Origin of the sequence: Solibacillus sp. FSL K6-1523 (assembly GCF_038005225.1) — a bacterium.
Taxonomy (GTDB): domain Bacteria; phylum Bacillota; class Bacilli; order Bacillales_A; family Planococcaceae; genus Solibacillus.
This window is the reverse complement of sequence record NZ_JBBOSU010000001.1, coordinates 2,936,814-2,954,182: the sequence shown is the minus strand read 5'-3', so window position 1 is coordinate 2,954,182 and position 17,369 is coordinate 2,936,814. Positions and strand designations below refer to the sequence as shown.

The 17,369-nt window shown below is 37.6% G+C and carries 19 protein-coding genes; 16 read left to right on the top strand and 3 right to left on the bottom strand.

Going from position 1 to position 17,369, the window contains the following annotated elements; genetic code table 11:
* The 10 genes from MHI10_RS14270 (at position 1) to MHI10_RS14225 (ending at position 8,356) form a co-directional block, all read left to right on the top strand.
* Positions 1–921 (top strand): alpha/beta hydrolase, encoded by a 921-nt coding sequence (locus MHI10_RS14270; protein ID WP_340786506.1) that lies wholly within the window; start codon positions 1–3, stop codon positions 919–921.
* Positions 911–1,810, top strand: a complete 900-nt coding sequence (miaA, locus tag MHI10_RS14265) for a tRNA (adenosine(37)-N6)-dimethylallyltransferase MiaA (RefSeq protein ID WP_340786503.1) — start codon at positions 911–913, stop codon at positions 1,808–1,810. Before MHI10_RS14270 ends, miaA begins: the two co-directional genes overlap by 11 nt.
* A 74-nt stretch (positions 1,811–1,884) precedes the next feature.
* On the top strand, positions 1,885–2,112 hold the full coding sequence (hfq, locus tag MHI10_RS14260) for an RNA chaperone Hfq (protein ID WP_340786501.1): 228 nt from the start codon (positions 1,885–1,887) through the stop codon (positions 2,110–2,112).
* Positions 2,113–2,180: 68 nt separating this feature from the next.
* Complete coding sequence (locus MHI10_RS14255; RefSeq protein ID WP_340786499.1) at positions 2,181–2,483, top strand: rhodanese-like domain-containing protein; 303 nt, start codon at positions 2,181–2,183, stop codon at positions 2,481–2,483.
* A gap of 272 nt (positions 2,484–2,755) precedes the next feature.
* On the top strand, positions 2,756–4,003 hold the full coding sequence (locus tag MHI10_RS14250) for a methionine gamma-lyase family protein (RefSeq protein WP_340786496.1): 1,248 nt from the start codon (positions 2,756–2,758) through the stop codon (positions 4,001–4,003).
* 129 nt (positions 4,004–4,132) lie between these two features.
* Positions 4,133–4,516: a MerR family transcriptional regulator gene (locus MHI10_RS14245; RefSeq protein WP_340786493.1), complete on the top strand. Its 384-nt coding sequence runs from the start codon at positions 4,133–4,135 to the stop codon at positions 4,514–4,516.
* A 66-nt stretch (positions 4,517–4,582) separates the two neighbouring features.
* On the top strand, positions 4,583–5,917 hold the full coding sequence (glnA, locus tag MHI10_RS14240) for a type I glutamate--ammonia ligase (protein WP_340786490.1): 1,335 nt from the start codon (positions 4,583–4,585) through the stop codon (positions 5,915–5,917).
* A 176-nt stretch (positions 5,918–6,093) separates the two neighbouring features.
* Entirely contained in the window at positions 6,094–6,636 is a 543-nt protein-coding gene (locus tag MHI10_RS14235) for a 5' nucleotidase, NT5C type (RefSeq protein WP_340786489.1), read from the top strand.
* 207 nt (positions 6,637–6,843) lie between these two features.
* Positions 6,844–7,596 carry a prepilin peptidase gene (locus MHI10_RS14230; protein WP_340786488.1) on the top strand — a complete coding sequence of 251 codons (753 nt, stop codon included), beginning with the start codon at positions 6,844–6,846 and terminating at the stop codon, positions 7,594–7,596.
* Positions 7,597–7,666: 70 nt separating this feature from the next.
* Positions 7,667–8,356, top strand: coding sequence for a gamma-glutamyl-gamma-aminobutyrate hydrolase family protein (locus MHI10_RS14225; RefSeq protein WP_340786485.1), 690 nt, complete (start codon positions 7,667–7,669; stop codon positions 8,354–8,356).
* Between the two features lie 49 nt (positions 8,357–8,405).
* On the opposite strand, the gene lexA is transcribed toward MHI10_RS14225, so the two are convergent.
* On the bottom strand, positions 8,406–9,026 hold the full coding sequence (lexA, locus tag MHI10_RS14220; RefSeq protein ID WP_340786482.1) for a transcriptional repressor LexA: 621 nt from the start codon (positions 9,024–9,026) through the stop codon (positions 8,406–8,408).
* A gap of 159 nt (positions 9,027–9,185) precedes the next feature.
* On the opposite strand from lexA, the gene yneA reads away from it, so the two are divergent.
* The 6 genes from yneA (at position 9,186) to MHI10_RS14190 (ending at position 14,217) form a co-directional block, all read left to right on the top strand.
* Positions 9,186–9,533: a cell division suppressor protein YneA gene (yneA, locus tag MHI10_RS14215; RefSeq protein WP_340786479.1), complete on the top strand. Its 348-nt coding sequence runs from the start codon at positions 9,186–9,188 to the stop codon at positions 9,531–9,533.
* Entirely contained in the window at positions 9,520–10,176 is a 657-nt protein-coding gene (locus MHI10_RS14210; protein ID WP_340786476.1) for a YneB family resolvase-like protein, read from the top strand. Before yneA ends, MHI10_RS14210 begins: the two co-directional genes overlap by 14 nt.
* A gap of 76 nt (positions 10,177–10,252) precedes the next feature.
* The gene (locus tag MHI10_RS14205) at positions 10,253–10,489 is read left to right on the top strand and encodes a DUF896 domain-containing protein (protein ID WP_340786473.1); all 237 of its coding nucleotides are present in this window, start codon (positions 10,253–10,255) and stop codon (positions 10,487–10,489) included.
* A gap of 325 nt (positions 10,490–10,814) precedes the next feature.
* Positions 10,815–12,809 carry a transketolase gene (tkt, locus tag MHI10_RS14200; RefSeq protein ID WP_340786471.1) on the top strand — a complete coding sequence of 665 codons (1,995 nt, stop codon included), beginning with the start codon at positions 10,815–10,817 and terminating at the stop codon, positions 12,807–12,809.
* 184 nt (positions 12,810–12,993) lie between these two features.
* Entirely contained in the window at positions 12,994–13,557 is a 564-nt protein-coding gene (locus tag MHI10_RS14195) for a DNA helicase (protein WP_340786469.1), read from the top strand.
* A 12-nt stretch (positions 13,558–13,569) separates the two neighbouring features.
* Complete coding sequence (locus MHI10_RS14190; RefSeq protein WP_340786467.1) at positions 13,570–14,217, top strand: alpha/beta hydrolase; 648 nt, start codon at positions 13,570–13,572, stop codon at positions 14,215–14,217.
* Between the two features lie 91 nt (positions 14,218–14,308).
* Here the strand turns inward: MHI10_RS14190 and MHI10_RS14185 are convergent, their stop codons facing one another.
* Together MHI10_RS14185 and MHI10_RS14180 are read right to left on the bottom strand one after the other, a co-directional pair.
* Positions 14,309–16,483: a bifunctional diguanylate cyclase/phosphodiesterase gene (locus MHI10_RS14185; RefSeq protein ID WP_340786464.1), complete on the bottom strand. Its 2,175-nt coding sequence runs from the start codon at positions 16,481–16,483 to the stop codon at positions 14,309–14,311.
* 247 nt (positions 16,484–16,730) lie between these two features.
* Entirely contained in the window at positions 16,731–17,225 is a 495-nt protein-coding gene (locus tag MHI10_RS14180; protein ID WP_340786462.1) for a 23S rRNA methyltransferase, read from the bottom strand.
* Positions 17,226–17,369 lie beyond the last annotated feature (144 nt).

Genomic DNA, 17,369 nt, shown 5'->3' with positions numbered 1-17,369 from the left:
TTGGATAAAAAATCATTTTATTTACGAATGACTGATCGGCACGAAGTATTTGTCACAACGTATATACCTGCTGTACAAGCGATTGGACATGTGCATATTTTACACGGGATGGCGGAGCATTCGGCGCGTTATGAACACTTTGCGAATTTTTTATGTGATGAAGGTTATTCTGTATCTATGCACGATCACCGAGGGCACGGTGCAACAGTGGAGCACAATGGTCAATTTGGATTTTTTGCTGAGAAGGATGGATTTGAGCGTGTTGTCAAAGATGTTTTTGAAGTGATTGAAACACTGCGTAAACAGTTGGATATGAAATCACTCACGTTATTTGGACATAGTATGGGCTCCTTTATTGCCCGCCGCTTTATCCAACAATATAGTTATTTGCTCGATAAAGTAATTTTAAGTGGGACAGGTGCAGTCACGCCACTTCATTTAGCTGGTAATGTATTAGCGAAGCAACTTGTAAAAGCAAAAGGCGCAACTGTGGAAAGTCCATTATTAGATAAATTAAGTTTTGGCAATTTTAATAACAAAATTCCAAACGCCCAAACATCCTTTGATTGGCTTTCGACAGATGAAGAACAGGTGCAAAAATATATTCAAGATGAAAAATGCGGATTTATTGCGACGACACAATTTTTCGTGGATTTAACAGATGGCTTATTAATGCTAGGTAAAGTCGGTGAAAATGCAAGAATCCGCCCATCTTTACCGATTCTTTTAGTGAGCGGCAGTGAGGATCCAGTTGGTGATGCCGGAAAAGGTGTCATTCAAGTAGGACAACAGCTTCAAGAAGCGGGATTAGATCATGTAAAGGTGTATCTCTTTGAAGGGATGCGTCATGAAATTTTAAATGAGCGTAATAAACAATACCCTTATAAAATAATAGTACGGTGGTTAAACGATGAAAACTAATTTAGACGTAGTGGCGATTATTGGCCCTACCGCATCAGGAAAGACAGCACTTAGCATCCGATTGGCTAAGGAAATGAACGGCGAAGTAATTAACGGAGATTCGATGCAAATATATAAGCGAATGGACATTGGAACAGCGAAAATTACAGAACAGGAAATGGACGGTGTGCCGCATCATTTATTAAGCTTTAAAGAGCCTACTGATAGCTTTTCTGTGGCGGAATATCAAAAGCTGGTTCGTGAAAAGATGGCGGAAATCCAGTCGCGTGGCAAGTTACCGATTGTTGTCGGTGGAACAGGTTTATATGTTCAGTCGGTGCTCTATGATTTCCAGTTTACGAAGCAAGAAGTAAATGAAGAAGCGCGCAGTAAATATTATGATGAATTAGAACAGTTTGGCCCAGAAGTGATGCATCAAAAATTGGCGCAAGTCGATGCAGAAGCGGCGGCGCAAATTCATCCGAATAATACAAGAAGAGTCATTCGTGCACTAGAAATGGCGGAATTAGCAGGGGTTTCTCGAGCAGAAGACCAGTTTAATCGTGGGGATGTGCCTCTTTACAATCATTTAATTATTGGCATGAACATGGACCGTGAAAAGCTGTATGAGCGCATAAATTTACGTGTGGACCTCATGCTTGAAGCGGGCTTAGTAGAGGAAGTATATGCGCTTTATGCCGATGAAATTCGAGATGTCCAATCCATTAAAGCCATTGGTTACAAGGAATTGTATGCTTATTTTGATGGATTACTCACTTTAGAAGAAGTAACCGAACAAATTAAGCAAAACTCAAGACGTTATGCAAAAAGACAATTAACATATTTTAGAAACAAAATGGATGTCCAGTGGATTGGCAATGATTGGGATAAGCTGAAAACTTTTTTCTAATTCGTGAAGGAAAGTATCGCCCACTTGCCGAATGTTTATTATGTAATGAATAAATAGAGAAGAGGGGGACTTTCATGAAACCAATTAATCTACAAGATACATTTTTAAATAGTTTACGAAAAAATAATATTTTTGTAACCGTCTTTTTACTAAACGGGTTCCAATTAAAAGGCATCATTAAATCATACGATAATTTTACCGTGTTATTAGATTCAGATGGCAAGCAACAATTGATATATAAGCACGCCATTTCAACATTTATCCCTGCAAAACCAGTGGCGCTCGGAGCGGATGAAGAATAAAAATTCGCAGTTTGTCATTGTATCTATTATAATGACAATTGACACTGAAGTAATGGGGGATTATTAAAATGAAAACATTAACAACAGATGAATTATTAAACTTATTAGATGCCAATGAAGATTTACATGTCATTGATGTACGCGAAGATTTTGAAGTGGGAGAAGGCGTAATTCCAGGTGCCGTACATATTCCATTAGGCTCGATTCCTGAACGTACAGCAGAATTAGATACGTCAAAATCGTATATTGTTGTATGCAAAGGTGGCGTACGTAGTGCCAATGCATGTGAATATTTAGCGGCTCAAGGGTTCGACGTAACGAATCTTGAAGGCGGTATGCTTGCGTATGATGGCGAGCTAGAGTTTAAATAATTGATTAAGTAAAAAGCGCAGTGGCGGATGGAATAAATCGTCATTGTGCTTTTTTGTGCGTCTAAAAAGCGAGTCAATGCCCAACCTGTTATTACAATCAATTTATATGGACTTGCAGCATGCTTGTTGATAGGGAAGGGATCATCGGGAAGCTTTTTGTGGGGCGATGCTGTTTATAAATGAAATAGTAGGATAACAACATTTCGTCAAAATATGTGCGAGTTCATGTATAATGAGGGAGGATTAAAAAGTTAAGAATGGAGATAGTTACAATGGCATTTCAATCAAAATTAACGAATGAAACACTGACACTTGCATCACGTATGGAGGAAAAAGTGTTTGATTATCATAAAAAAGTGGATGAACAAGCATTTTTCAATCAGCAAAAAGTACTTGCGGCATTTCGCAATAATCAAGTAAGTGATTTCCATCTACACCCTTCTAATGGCTATGGTTATGATGATGAAGGGCGCGATAATTTAGAACGCGTATATGCAGAAGTATTTGGAGCAGAAGCCGCAATTGTTCGCCCGCAAATTATTTCGGGTACACATGCGATTACATTAAGTTTATTTGGTGTATTACGCCCAGGAGATGAACTTGTTTACATTACGGGCAAACCGTATGATACGCTGCAATCGATTGTAGATGGTGGTGACAAAGATACGGGTTCTCTGAAAGATTATAAAATCGGTTATTCTCATGTAGATTTAATTGATAATAAAGCAATTGATTGGCAAGGTGTCCGCCAAGCAATCAATGAAAATACGAAGATGGTTGCGATTCAACGTTCGAAAGGATATGCAAGTCGCCCTTCATTTACAATTGAGGATATTCGCGAAATGGTTGTTAAAATTCGCGAAATCGCACCACAAGCCGTAATTTTTGTGGACAACTGTTACGGTGAATTTGTTGAAACATTAGAACCAACAGAAATCGGTGTAGATTTAATGGCCGGATCTTTAATAAAAAATCCGGGTGGTGGATTAGCTAAAATTGGTGGTTATATTGCTGGTCGCGCGGATTTAGTAGAAAAATGTGCGTATCGCATGACGTCACCAGGCATTGGGGCAGAAGCAGGCGCGACATTAAATACATTAGCTGATTTTTATCAAGGCTTTTTCATGGCACCGCATACAGTTGCGCAAAGTTTAAAAGGAGCGATTTTTACTGCAGCGATGCTTGAAGAGTTAGGAATGACAACGGCTCCTCATTATAGTGAACAACGTACGGATTTAATTCAGTCGGTGTCATTCCAAACAGCGGAGCAAATGGTGGCATTCTGTCGAGAAATTCAAGCTGCTTCGCCAATTAATGCCCATTTCGCACCAGAGCCTGCATATATGCCCGGTTATGAAGATGATGTCATTATGGCAGCTGGAACGTTCGTGCAAGGTTCAAGTATTGAGCTAACAGCAGATGGTCCGATCCGCCCACCGTACACAGCGTTTATTCAAGGTGGCTTAACATATGAACATGTAAAATATGCGATTTGTTTAGCGGTGCAAACATTGAAGTGAGACCGATATTCGCTAATTTTCGCATGGATTTTCTACTTCGAAAAAACTCATGTCAGCTTTCCTTACATAGAATTGACAATGAATTTTCCATGTTTTAAGATAAATCGTGAACAAGGAGGTTGAATGCATGTGAGTAGTGAAATACGGCGCACAATGCCGTTATTATCGATGAGTATTGTGATGCAATTAACGGATTTATCCGCAAGACAAATTCGCTACTATGAAGAACATCATTTAATTCAGCCTCACCGAACAGCAGGAAATCGACGCATGTTTTCATTAAATGACGTGGATGTACTATTAGAAATAAAAGATATACTTGAACAAGGTGTGAACATGGCAGAAGTAAAAAGAGTGTTCGCAAAGAAAAATGAATCCGCAACAATTGCTGCGAGCAAAGAAATATCAGATTCAGAGCTTCGTGAAATTATGCGTGAAGAGAGGCGCCAAGCCCATCACATGCAAAAAACGTCCATTCGTCAAGGGGATTTATCACGTTTCAATCGAAAATGATGACGTGTAAATTATAAAACTACCGAATTTTTCGGGGAAGAAACCATTTTAGGAGTGTGGAACACAGTGGGAAAATATACGAAGGACGATATTAAACGTCTCGTGCAAGAAGAAGAAGTAAAATTTATTCGTTTACAATTTACAGATATTTTAGGAACAATCAAAAATGTTGAAATTCCAGTAAGCCAATTAGATAAAGCATTAGATAATAAAATGATGTTTGATGGTTCTTCAATTGAAGGTTTCGTTCGTATCGAAGAGTCTGATATGTATTTATACCCTGATTATGATTCGTTTATGGTATTCCCATGGACTGCTGAAAAAGGTAAAGTAGCACGTTTCATCTGTGATATTTATAATCCAAATGGCACACCATTCGCAGGAGACCCGCGTAACAACTTAAAGCGTGTACTAAAAGAAATGGAAGAAATGGGCTTCACGGATTTCAACTTAGGACCTGAGCCAGAATTCTTCTTATTCAAATTAGATGCAAAAGGTGAACCGACTTTAGAAGTGAATGACAATGGTGGTTATTTCGACTTAGCACCAACAGACTTAGGTGAAAACTGCCGTCGTGATATCGTTTTAGAGCTAGAGGAAATGGGCTTTGAAATTGAAGCTTCTCACCACGAGGTAGCACCAGGTCAACACGAAATTGACTTTAAATATGCAGATGCGATTACAGCATGTGATAATATACAAACATTCAAGCTAGTTGTTAAAACAATTGCACGTAAGCACGGTTTACATGCAACATTTATGCCAAAACCATTATTCGGTGAAGCGGGTTCAGGCATGCACTTTAACGTGTCTTTATTTAGAGGAAAAGTAAATGCGTTTTATGATGAATCTACGGAGCTTGGTTTATCGGAGCAAGCGATGCAATTTATGGCGGGTGTATTAGCGCATGTACAAGGTTTTACAGCGATTACAAATCCAATAGTTAACTCGTACAAACGTTTAGTACCAGGCTATGAAGCGCCTTGTTACGTAGCATGGTCAGCACAAAACCGTTCACCACTTATTCGTATCCCATCATCTCGTGGTGTATCAACACGTGTTGAAGTACGCTCGGTAGATCCAGCTGCCAATCCGTATTTAGCAATGGCTGTTATTTTAGAAGCAGGTCTTGAAGGGATCCGTCAACAATTAACACCACCACCAGCAATCAACCGTAACATTTACGTGATGAGCGAAGAAGAGCGCCAAGCAAACGGTATTGATAATTTACCAGCCGCTTTAGATGATGCATTGGCGATGCTTGCAAAAGATGAAGTAGTAAAAAAGGCATTAGGTCGTCACATTTATGCAAACTTCAAGGAAGCAAAAGAAATTGAGTTTGAAATGTATCGCTCAACTGTTCACCAATGGGAACGTGATCAATACTTAAAAATGTACTAAGAAAAAAGCGTTGGGGCTGTTGGCTCCAATGCTTTTTAGATTAAACTTGCCCCTTGTAAAAAAATCTGAGAATAGTTTCGTTTATATTATAAATTGTAAATAAACGAGGGAATTACTTGTTTCCTGTCCACTCGTTGATTACACTTTAAAGTAGATAGAAAGAGGAGGTTATCTCGTTGAAAAAGAGTATTGCAATTGATATGGACCAAGTGTTAGCTAATTTTTATAAAAAGTTATGCGCTACGTACAACGAAAATTTTGGAACAAGCTTTACTGATGAGGAATTTTTACTGACAACACAGAAAGATTTATCAAAAGAGGATGGGGAAAAGCTATTTGGACTCATCAATGAACCCGATTTTTTCCGGGATTTAGAGTTGCTTGATCCTGATGCAATCGAGGTAGTTCGAGAACTTCAAGAACATTACGAAATTTACATCGCAACCGCTGCCATGGATGTACCAGGTTCATTTAATGCGAAATATGATTGGTTAATGCAATATTTACCGTTTTTAAATATACAAAATATAGTCTTTTGTGGAAACAAGGCAGTCATACATACGGATTATTTAATTGATGATAGCCCAGGACAACTACATGCTTTTAAAGGAACAGGTATTATGTATGCAATGCCTTATAATGCCAACGTAGAAGGCTTTGAGCGGGTGAATAACTGGCAGGAGATTCGCGCGTATTTTATGGAGAAATTGGTTAAGTAAAAGAAAAACGAGTGCTGGATGGCACTCGTTTTTTGTGTGGAGTAAATTTAAATGACAATCTAGAAATTGGCAATTTATTGAGGTATTATTATAAAAAGTGGAAATTATTGTTTAGAGGAAAAGAATAAATATTTAATGTAGACCTAATTGTTAAAACTGTTTATGTTATTAAATATATGAAGGAAAACATAAAAAGGTGGGTGTAATATGACAATTACTTATTCCATAATTGTAGGTATTTTCGGCTTGGTATTCGGCTCCTTTTTCAATGTGGTTGGTTTGCGCGTGCCGAAAAAGGAGTCCATTATTTCTCCCCCGTCTCATTGCACAAACTGTCAACGTCAGCTAACAATTTTTGACCTTATTCCCGTTATTTCGTATGTATTATTGCGCGGGAAATGTCGGGGTTGTGGCGTGCGTTTTTCGCCAATTTATATGATAACGGAGCTTTTGACAGGAGGGTTATTTGCCTTTGCCTATTGGAAAATTGGATTACAGCCTGAGTTAGCAGTAGCACTGTTATTTATTTCATTACTTATGATTATTAACGTATCAGATATTGCGTATATGATTATTCCAGATAAAGTATTATTATTTTTCCTTCCGTTATTAATACTTGCCCGTGGATTTGCACCACTCGAACCTTGGTGGGATAGTTTATTAGGGGCAATTATTGGCTTTGGTATTTTACTATTGATCGCAGTCGTGTCAAAAGGGGGCATGGGTGGAGGAGACATAAAATTATTTTTCGTCATCGGAATTGTGCTCGGAACGGTACAGACGCTGTTGATCTTATTTTTAGCGGCATTCATCGGGATGGTCGTTGGCATTGTTATCCTCATAATAAATAATAAAGGTAGAAAGACACCTGTCCCATTTGGTCCTTCCATTGCGCTAGCAGCAATCTTAGTCTTTTTTTACGGTGAGCCTATTTTACAATGGTATGGTTCTTTGTTTTAATTTCTAAACTTTCGCACAAATCTAATAATTAGTGGTATGCTACTAATATCAAATTAGGGGGAGGACATTTATGAAACCTGTTATTGGCTTAACGATGCATCCTGTAGAAGGAAAGAAAGAGATTAATAATACATATATTAATGCGATACAAAAAGCAGGTGGCACACCTATTTGTTTGCCGATTATTAATGAGGAAAATGTTGAGCAAATACTAAATATTGTGGACGGAATTGTATCAATTGGTGGCTATGATATCAATCCGTTAATTTTTGGGGAGGAACCTCATTATAAGCTCGGTGTTGTCATCGATGAACGTGATAAAAGTGATATGCTTATTATGAAGTGCGCATTTGAAAGAGAGCTACCGATTTTAGGCATTTGTCGTGGTGAGCAAGTGATGAACGTGGCATTTGGTGGAACGTTATATCAAGATATTGATACGCAAGTGGAAAATATCTTAAAGCATACACAAGTTTCGCTACGACATGAAGTTACGCATACAGTAGTGCTTGAGCAATCAAAGCTGCAGCAAATTGTCGGGGCATCCTCGATTTTAACGAATTCATTCCATCATCAAGCTGTTGCGAGAGTTGCTGACGGGTTTATCATCAATGCTCGTGCAAAAGACGGAGTTATTGAAGGAATTGAGCATCCAACACATCCGTACTGTATTGGCGTTCAGTGGCATCCAGAAGGACTTGAAAATGATGCGCCATCTGACAAATTATTTAAAAGTTTTATAGAGGCATCGACAAAGTAATGATGAAAAATCCGCAAAACATTTCCAAACGTTTTGCGGATTTTTTAATTTAATTCACGTTGCGGTACAACCCTACAACTTTTCCAAGAATCGTTACTTGGTTGACGATAATCGGATCCATCGAACTATTTTCAGGTTGTAAACGGTAATATGTTTTTTCCTTATAGAAGCGCTTTACTGTTGCTTCATCATCTTCCGTCATAGCGACGACAATTTCTCCGTTACTTGCAGCAGAGCATTTTTTGACAATCACGTAATCTCCATTTAAAATGCCAGCCTCAATCATAGATTCTCCCATAATTTCGAGCATGAATAATTCATCCTCGGAAGAACCGTATGTATCGGGTAGCGGGAAGTATTCCTGAATATCTTCAATCGCAGAAATAGGAAGCCCAGCCGTTACTTTGCCGATTAATGGCACATGAATAACGCCTTGCTTTGGTATAGTTGGATCTCCCTGTTCAAGAATTTCAATGGCACGGGGTTTTGTCGGGTCACGACGAATGAGCCCTTTACTTTCTAAACGAGCTAGATGCCCATGGACAGTTGAACTTGAAGCTAAACCAACTGCTTCACCGATTTCTCGGACAGAAGGTGGATAGCCTTTTGTACGAACTTCTTCTTTTATAAAAGCTAAAATGGCTTCTTGCCTCTTTGAAATTTTTGTCAACGCACTCACCTCTTTAATAAGTAGTTTTATTAAATTCAGTATACCAGTATGCGAACAAGAATGCAAACATAGGTTCGAAAAGGGGTTGACAAAAACGTACGTTCCCATTATTATAAGAACATATATTCCGAACGTACATTCCATAAGGGGCGATTTATTATGAATAAAATGAAGTTAAATAGCTTTACAACAATGTTTATCTTATTTTCATTCCTGTTTCTTGCATTTATTTTAGTGAAAGATGAGCGTATTACTGCATACGAACACATTACAATTGAACAAGGAGATACTTTATGGTCGTTAGCCGGGCAATATCGTGGTAAAATGGCAGAGCATGATTGGATTGTCGCAGTAAAAAAAGAAAATGCATTGCGCGATGAAAAAATTATTAGTGGGCAGCTTCTCTTAGTACCTATCGTGAAAAACTCCAAACATATTGTAGGGCTATCCGAATCTCCAGAAATACATACTATTAAAGTAGCGAGTGAAAATAATGAATCAAAATAAAGCAGTCATTTATTGTCGTGTTAGTACCGACAAAACAACACAAGAGACTTCATTAAAACGACAACAAGAGGAATTGACGCGCTATGCACAGTCACATAACTATACAGACTTGCAAGTATTCCTCGATCAACAAAGCGGCTATGAAGTGGACCGAGATGGTTTACTCGACATGCTTGATTATATGAAGGCATTCGATATTAAAGCGTTATTTGTTCAAGATGAAACACGTTTAGGACGTGGGAATGCGCGCATGGCAGTGCTACATCTTATTCAAAAACAAGAGGCAACCGTTTATTCGTTAAATGATGCGGGTCCATTAGCATTAAATGAAATGGATACGATGTTACTCGAAATTTTAGCAGTTGTAGAAGAATACCAACGCCGTATGCATAACGCCAAAATTCGACGTGGCATGCGCCGTGCAGTTGAAAATGGGTATAAGCCGGAAAATAATTTGAAAAACAGAGGCAATCAAGAAGGCAGAGAACGTAAAGAAGTGCCCATCGAAGAAATTGTAAATTTACGTCAAAAAGGGCTTACTTTTTTAGAAATATCAAATACGTTAACAGGACTTGGCTATCAGGTAAGTAAGGCGACTGTCCATCGACGTTATATTGAACATATTGACAGACTTGAAGGGTAATCGCTTGCACTTCAAGTCTTTTTTTCATACCTTTGTAGTATTGCATATTAATGTATAAATGAAAGGTGAGAATAAAATGTTATCAAAACAAAAATTAGCTCGAATTAATGAATTATCGAAGTTAGCAAAAGAAGGCAAGTTAACGGAAGAACAGGCGAAGGAACGTACGGCTTTAAGAAAAGAATATTTAGATGTTTTCCGTTCAACAATGCGCGATACGATTGAGCATGTAAAAGTTGTAGATGAAACAGGAAATGATGTAACACCTGAAAAATTAAAACAAATTAAAGAACAAAATAAATTTCTTAATTAATAGCATTATCAATTACGCCTAAGCGTAATTGTGTCCAGACTTTTTTCGAGTTTACTCGAAAAAATCCTCTAAAAATCTGTGACATCCGCCGGAACATTAACTTGATTCAGCGGGGGGACCTCTATTTTATAGAAGGATTAGCTTTCTATGCCTGGTGTTTTGCATATGGTATAAAAAGGATTTGCTGAAGCAAGTTAAATAATATGACATAATTATCATTAAGTATGACATAATTTATAAAACGTTAGGATAAAGGATTGTTTTCTTGCCCGTTTTTGTCTAAACTAAATAGGAATAAATAACGCACGAGAAAGGATGTCACATAATGACACAACATATGGATCAGTTAGCAATTAACGCTATCCGTACACTATCAATCGACGCAATTGAAAAGGCCAACTCAGGTCACCCAGGATTACCAATGGGTGCGGCTCCAATGGCTTATACTTTATGGACAAAGCAATTACGCCATAATCCTGTAAATCCAAAATGGTATAACCGCGACCGTTTCGTATTATCAGCAGGTCATGGTTCAATGCTGTTATATAGCCTTTTACACCTTGGTGGATACGGTTTAGAAATGGAAGATATTAAAAACTTCCGTCAATGGGACTCATTAACTCCAGGACATCCAGAATACGGTCATACAGTAGGTGTTGAAGCGACGACAGGTCCACTAGGTCAAGGGATTGCGATGACAGTTGGTATGGCAATGGCAGAACGTCATCTTGCAGCAACTTACAATAAACCAGGACATGAAATTGTGGACCATTATACATTTGCACTTTGTGGCGATGGCGACTTAATGGAAGGTGTAGCTGCTGAGGCGATTTCACTAGCAGGTCACTTACAATTAGATAAATTGATTGTGTTATACGATTCAAATGATATTTCACTAGATGGTGATTTAGAAAAGTCATTCTCAGAAAACATCCAAAAACGATTCGAATCATATAGCTGGAACTACTTAAAAGTACAAGATGGTACGGATGTAGCAGCACTAAATTCGGCAATCGAGCAAGCAAAACAAAACACAGGTGGTCCAACAATTATCGAAGTGAAAACGGTAATTGGCTTCGGTTCTCCAAACAAATCGGGTAAAGCTGATTCACACGGTGCACCACTTGGTACAGATGAAGTAGTCTTAACAAAAGCAGCATATGAGTGGGCACATGAGCCATTCGATGTACCTGCAGATGTATATGACACATTTAAAGCAGCAGCGGACGTACAAGGGGTACAACCAGAAGCAGCTTGGAATGAATTATTTGCAAGCTATAAAAATGAATATCCAGAACTGGCACAACAATTTGTGAATGCAATGGAAAATAATTTACCGGAAGATTTCGCATCAGAATTACCTGTATATGAAGCAGGAAAATCAGTTGCAACACGTTCATCTTCAGGTGATGCAATTAATGCCATCGCGAAAAAATTACCATCATTCTTCGGTGGTTCAGCTGACTTAGCAGGTTCTAACAAAACAACAATCAAGGGCGCTGGAGATTTCTTCGCTGAAACACCAGAAGGCCGCAATATTTGGTTTGGTGTACGTGAATTTGCAATGGGTGCTGCAATGAACGGTATGGCATTACACGGTGGGGTTAATGTATTTGGTGGTACGTTCTTCGTATTCTCTGATTATGTGCGTCCAGCAATCCGTTTATCTGCGTTAATGGGCTTACCAGTAACATACGTATTTACACATGACTCTGTAGCAGTAGGGGAAGATGGTCCTACGCATGAGCCAATCGAACATTTAGCTGCATTACGTGCAATGCCAAACTTATCGGTAATCCGTCCAGCAGATGCAAATGAATCAGCTGCAGCATGGAAATTAGCGGTATCAAGCGAATCAACGCCAACTGTTTTAGTACTTTCTCGTCAAAACTTACCAGTATTAGATGCGTCATTAGAGACAGTTTATGACGGTGTTGATAAAGGTGCTTACATCGTATCACCTGCAACAAAAGAAACAGCGGATGCGATTTTAATTGCTACAGGTTCAGAAGTAGGCTTAGCTGTTGAAGCACAAAAAGCACTATTAGCACAAGGAATTGATGCATCGGTTGTATCAATGCCAGCAATGGATCGCTTCGAAAAGCAATCAAAAGAATATAAAGAATCAGTTTTACCAAAAGCGATTACGAAACGTTTAGCAATTGAAATGGGTGCTTCATTCGGTTGGCATAAATATGTTGGCTTCGAAGGGGATGTCCTTGCGATTGACCAATTCGGTGCATCTGCTCCAGGTGAATTAGTCATTGAAAAATACGGATTCACAGTAGAAAACATCGTTGCTAAAGTAAAAGCATTATAATACCTTTCAGCGGAAGTCAGCCACTTTTATAGTTGGTGAGATAAGTGCTTTATAAAAATGCCATTCGCCTCTAAGCGAGTGGCATTTTTTGGGAGCTATATGGCTGTGTGCGTGCTTAAAAGGACTGACAATGGTACGATAGAACTTGAAAACGCAATTTAATGGCAAGGAAGTGAATCGCTAAATGACAACAAATTCAATCCAAAAAGAAATTACAACATATATTGAGCAACAACTTTTTCACCTCACTCAAAAAGCACAACTTACAACATTTGAGCAAGCAATCCAGCAAAACGTGAATGAAAAACGTAATTCTGCAAAATCAACTGAGGATTTTTATGATCGACTTATGTTAAATATTGCATACTTTGTAGACAATAAAGTGGCATGGGGAAAACTGATTGGTGAAACATATGGTGCTGGTCAAGTTCCAAAAATAGCTACGATTGAAAGTGAATTAATGGCGCAACAAATGCGGATTCGCCAAGATATCGCTGAAAAAATGGATGATTATACGAAAGCCTTTCATCAACAATATGTCGCGTTAAAAGTGACCGATGAGGATGTCATTTATGATTATGCTTATGCATCGCTCGAGCACACACTACGCATCGATTTTTTAACGTATATTACTGTTAATAAAGCGACGATTTTAACAAAAGGGAATATAGAAGAAACATTAAAAATGATGGATGGCTATATTGCGTATTATGCAGATCAATTCGTCAATCAAATGAAACTTACATAAAAGGAGAAAACAATGAAATCACCTTATATTTATAAACATTTAGCACCACGTATAGAAGGAGACAAGCATCCAGCGATTTTTCTTTTGCATGGTTTAGGGAGCAATGAGCAAGATTTAATCCAATTAGTGGAGTCATTTTCTACGCAATGCCATATTTTCAGCTTACAAGGACCAATTGAACACCGTCCAGGATACGCTTTTTATACATTTGAAGAGGAAGGCAAACCTGCGCGAAGTATTTTTGACAAAGTAGTTAAAGTGACGGAAGATTTTATTCATGAAGCGATTGAAGTATACCAATTAGATCCGACGCAGATTTATATTGTCGGTTTCAACCAAGGCGCAGCTATTGCCCAGTCTTTAGCGGTTGTTATGGGGAATGAGATTCGAGGAACGGCAGCACTTAGCGGCTATTTACCTGAATTTGTTGCGTTGGAATATAGTAAAAAAGCAATGGATCAATCAAAAATCTTTATCTCTCATGGAGAATATGATTACGATTTCCCTCTTGTTTGGGCTGAGCAAAGCGCCGCATTTTTCAATGATTATGGCACAAATGTTACGTTTAAAACGTATCCGGTTGGTCATGGTGTAAACGAGCAAAATATACAAGACTTAGTTGCGTTTATAGTAGCCGATTTACCGACGAAATTAGCGTAAAAATGTGCGAAACTTCAGCTAAAAGAGCATAATAAAGCTGTCTCAAACGTCATAGGAATGACTTTGATGACAGCTTTTTATTTGTATAAAATTAGTATACTTCTTGTAAATCGAGTAGTTGATCAATTTTTTGTAATGGCATCGGCTTGTAAAAATAATACCCTTGCCCAGCAGGACAGCCCATTGCTTGGAGCATCATTAATTGTTCTTTTGTCTCGATGCCCTCTGCTATGGCACGCATATAAATGTTTTGTGCGAGTTGAATAATTGTTTGCACAACGGCATAAACACCCGGGTCTCTCATTGAATTGATGAAACTGCGATCAATCTTGATTTCTGAAAAAGGTAAATGCGGCAAGTAGCTTAATGAAGAAAAGCCTACACCGAAATCATCAATTGAACTTTCAATGCCAATTTTTTTTAGTTTCTGCAATATCTCTTTTGCTTTCGTAAAGTCAACAAGCTCAATACTCTCAGTTACTTCGAATCGGATATATTTTGCAGGTACATCAAATTGCTGGAAAGTACTTTCAATTTCTGATAAAAAATCTACGCCATAAAAATAATCGGGTGAAATATTAATGGCAATGGGATAAATCTTTTTCCCTTCATCTATCCGTTTTTGCAACCAAGAAAGTATCGTTTTAAAATTTAAACAATCAATCTCTCTAATTTTTCCGGACTTTTCGGCGATTGGGATGAATATTGCTGGTGAAACTTCGCCAAGAACATGCGATGTCCAACGCGATAATGCTTCAAACCCTTCAATTTCTAACGTGTCAATATTAATTTTTGGCTGTAAATGAACGGTGAATTCATCATTTTGAATGCCGTAAACAAGCTGATTGAACGTTTCCATTTCTTCAGCTAATTTTTTATTGCTATCTTCCTCGAAAAATGCGATATTAGTGCCGTTTAAAGAACGTGCTTTTGTTAAGGCAATATCTGCTTGATGAATACAATCTTCCACTACAGATGTATTGTGAAAATGACTGATGCCAATTTTTACAGTAATATAATTACGCTTACCATTATATTGATAAGGGTCGGTTGTTAATAGCTGGATGCGTGATTGATTGACAGCAAGATGTTGAAATGACCCTTTTTTAGCGATAATAATTGAATTAGAAAATCGTGCAATAAATTCCTCGCCAGACGTCGAACTCTGTTGTAGTCGTTCAACCATTTGACGTAATAAATCATCCCCAGCTTTACGCCCATATAAATCGACTAAATTATTAAACTCACTTGGGTGTATTAATGTAATAATCCCTTCGTAGCCGTTATCGATCCATTGCTTCAACGTTTTTTGAAAGTAAGGGATATTTGGAAGATTCGTATCCATATCATAAAAAGCCAGTCTGCGTAATTCTAATTTTTGCTCGGCATAATTGACCGCTAATTGAATGAGTAAAGTTAATCGGTTTAAATAGTCTAAATCATCTTGCTTTAACTCCGTATTTTCTTCGTGCAGTAATGTTAAAACACCAAAAATTTGTTGTTGTGGTGTCAATATTGATTTTGTCCATGACGTTTTAACTATGTTAAGTTGATGTTCTTGAAATTGTTTCTTCACATTATTAGAAAGTACGAGTTTATTTAAATGAACTTGCTGTGTATTAGAACAAATAGTAGGTGAAATTTTAGGGATTTCGAGTTGCTGAATAATATGTAAGGGTAATGAATGCGAGCCAATCGATTTTATTTTATTATGATTTTCAATTAAATGGATCGTGCAATAAACGTTTCTAATATAGTAGTTTTCTATCTTTTCAGAAATTAATGTCAAGATTGATTGCAAGTTATCCCCATTATCAATTTCTGCATACACTTCATGCTCAAGTTTTGAGAGCATTTTATTAAGTGCTTGTGTTGTATGGTCTTCGCAAGTTAAAAGTAAATATTGAATCGCATTAAATTGATCGCGAATCGGATGTACCATTATGTGGTTCCAAAATGCAGAACCGTCTTTTGAATAGTGCAAAAGGGTAAATGAATTGGATACACCCTCTTTTAAGGAATGAAGTAAATCACTACATGTGTCCAAATTGGTTTTTTGTCCATTAAACATTGTGATGCTTTGCCCAAATAATGCGTCATTATTATAACCAGTTAGTTGAAGAAAATCATTATTAACATGTAAGATGGGAAAACTTTTTTCATGAAAATCAAGGATGATAGTCCCTTTAGAGAGTTGGTCACTAAAACTTTTTAACCGAATCAATAGGCTATTCCGTGATCGAGGCATCAATGGATTTATTTGCACGGAAGCTCCCCCTTAAATAATAGGTCGATTTATTAATATTAGTATAACAAATTTCCTATAAAGTTAAAGTGTATTTGTAAAAGTATGAAGGAAATGTTTCTGATAGTAATAAAATACTGTTAAATTTCAAAGTTTATACAAAAAAGAGGAGATTTTTAGAAGTGTTAAAAGAAAAGCCATCACGCTCTTTATGAAAATGGGAAGGGATGGCTATGTAAAATTGCTCTTAAGCTTTAGTAAGTTCTCCTTAATAAAGTCGATAGAGTGCGTGCAATGCATCTTTGCCTTGTTGCTCCACGAGTTTTTCTTGATATAAATACATATTTATCACGGTTAACTGCTCATTTAATAGGTCATTTTCAAACGATAAGATAACTTCAATACGACCATCTTCACGAAGCTGTTTCTTCACATCATCCTCAAAATTATATTCCGCAAATAGTCCATTATCTTTCCATGTACCCGTAATGAGTAATTTATTTTGTTCGTCTTTTTTTTCATAATGCCACTGCACGTCACGTAAAATGTTTTTGAAAAGGTCGTTCAATGTAAATGTTTTATTCTCAAATTGAATTTCAACAGCGCGAACGGAATGGACATCTAAAGACATCGATGTCGCCGCTTCATTTGCTTTGGAATTAATTCCAGCAGCTGCATTTTTTAAATCGCCAAGCGTTTGAGAACAGCCTACTAATAAGATGGACAAAAACAGCAGGCTGCAAATTGTAAGGAAATTTCGCATAACAATCCTCCATTATTCGTATGTATACATTCATCTTACTAGAATGGAGGAACTGTAACAGCGAGAATTCATAGTCGTTTGTGAACGATTTGTAACAGTGCTTATAAATAAATATGTACGAACGGAGCGGTATTAAATAAGGGG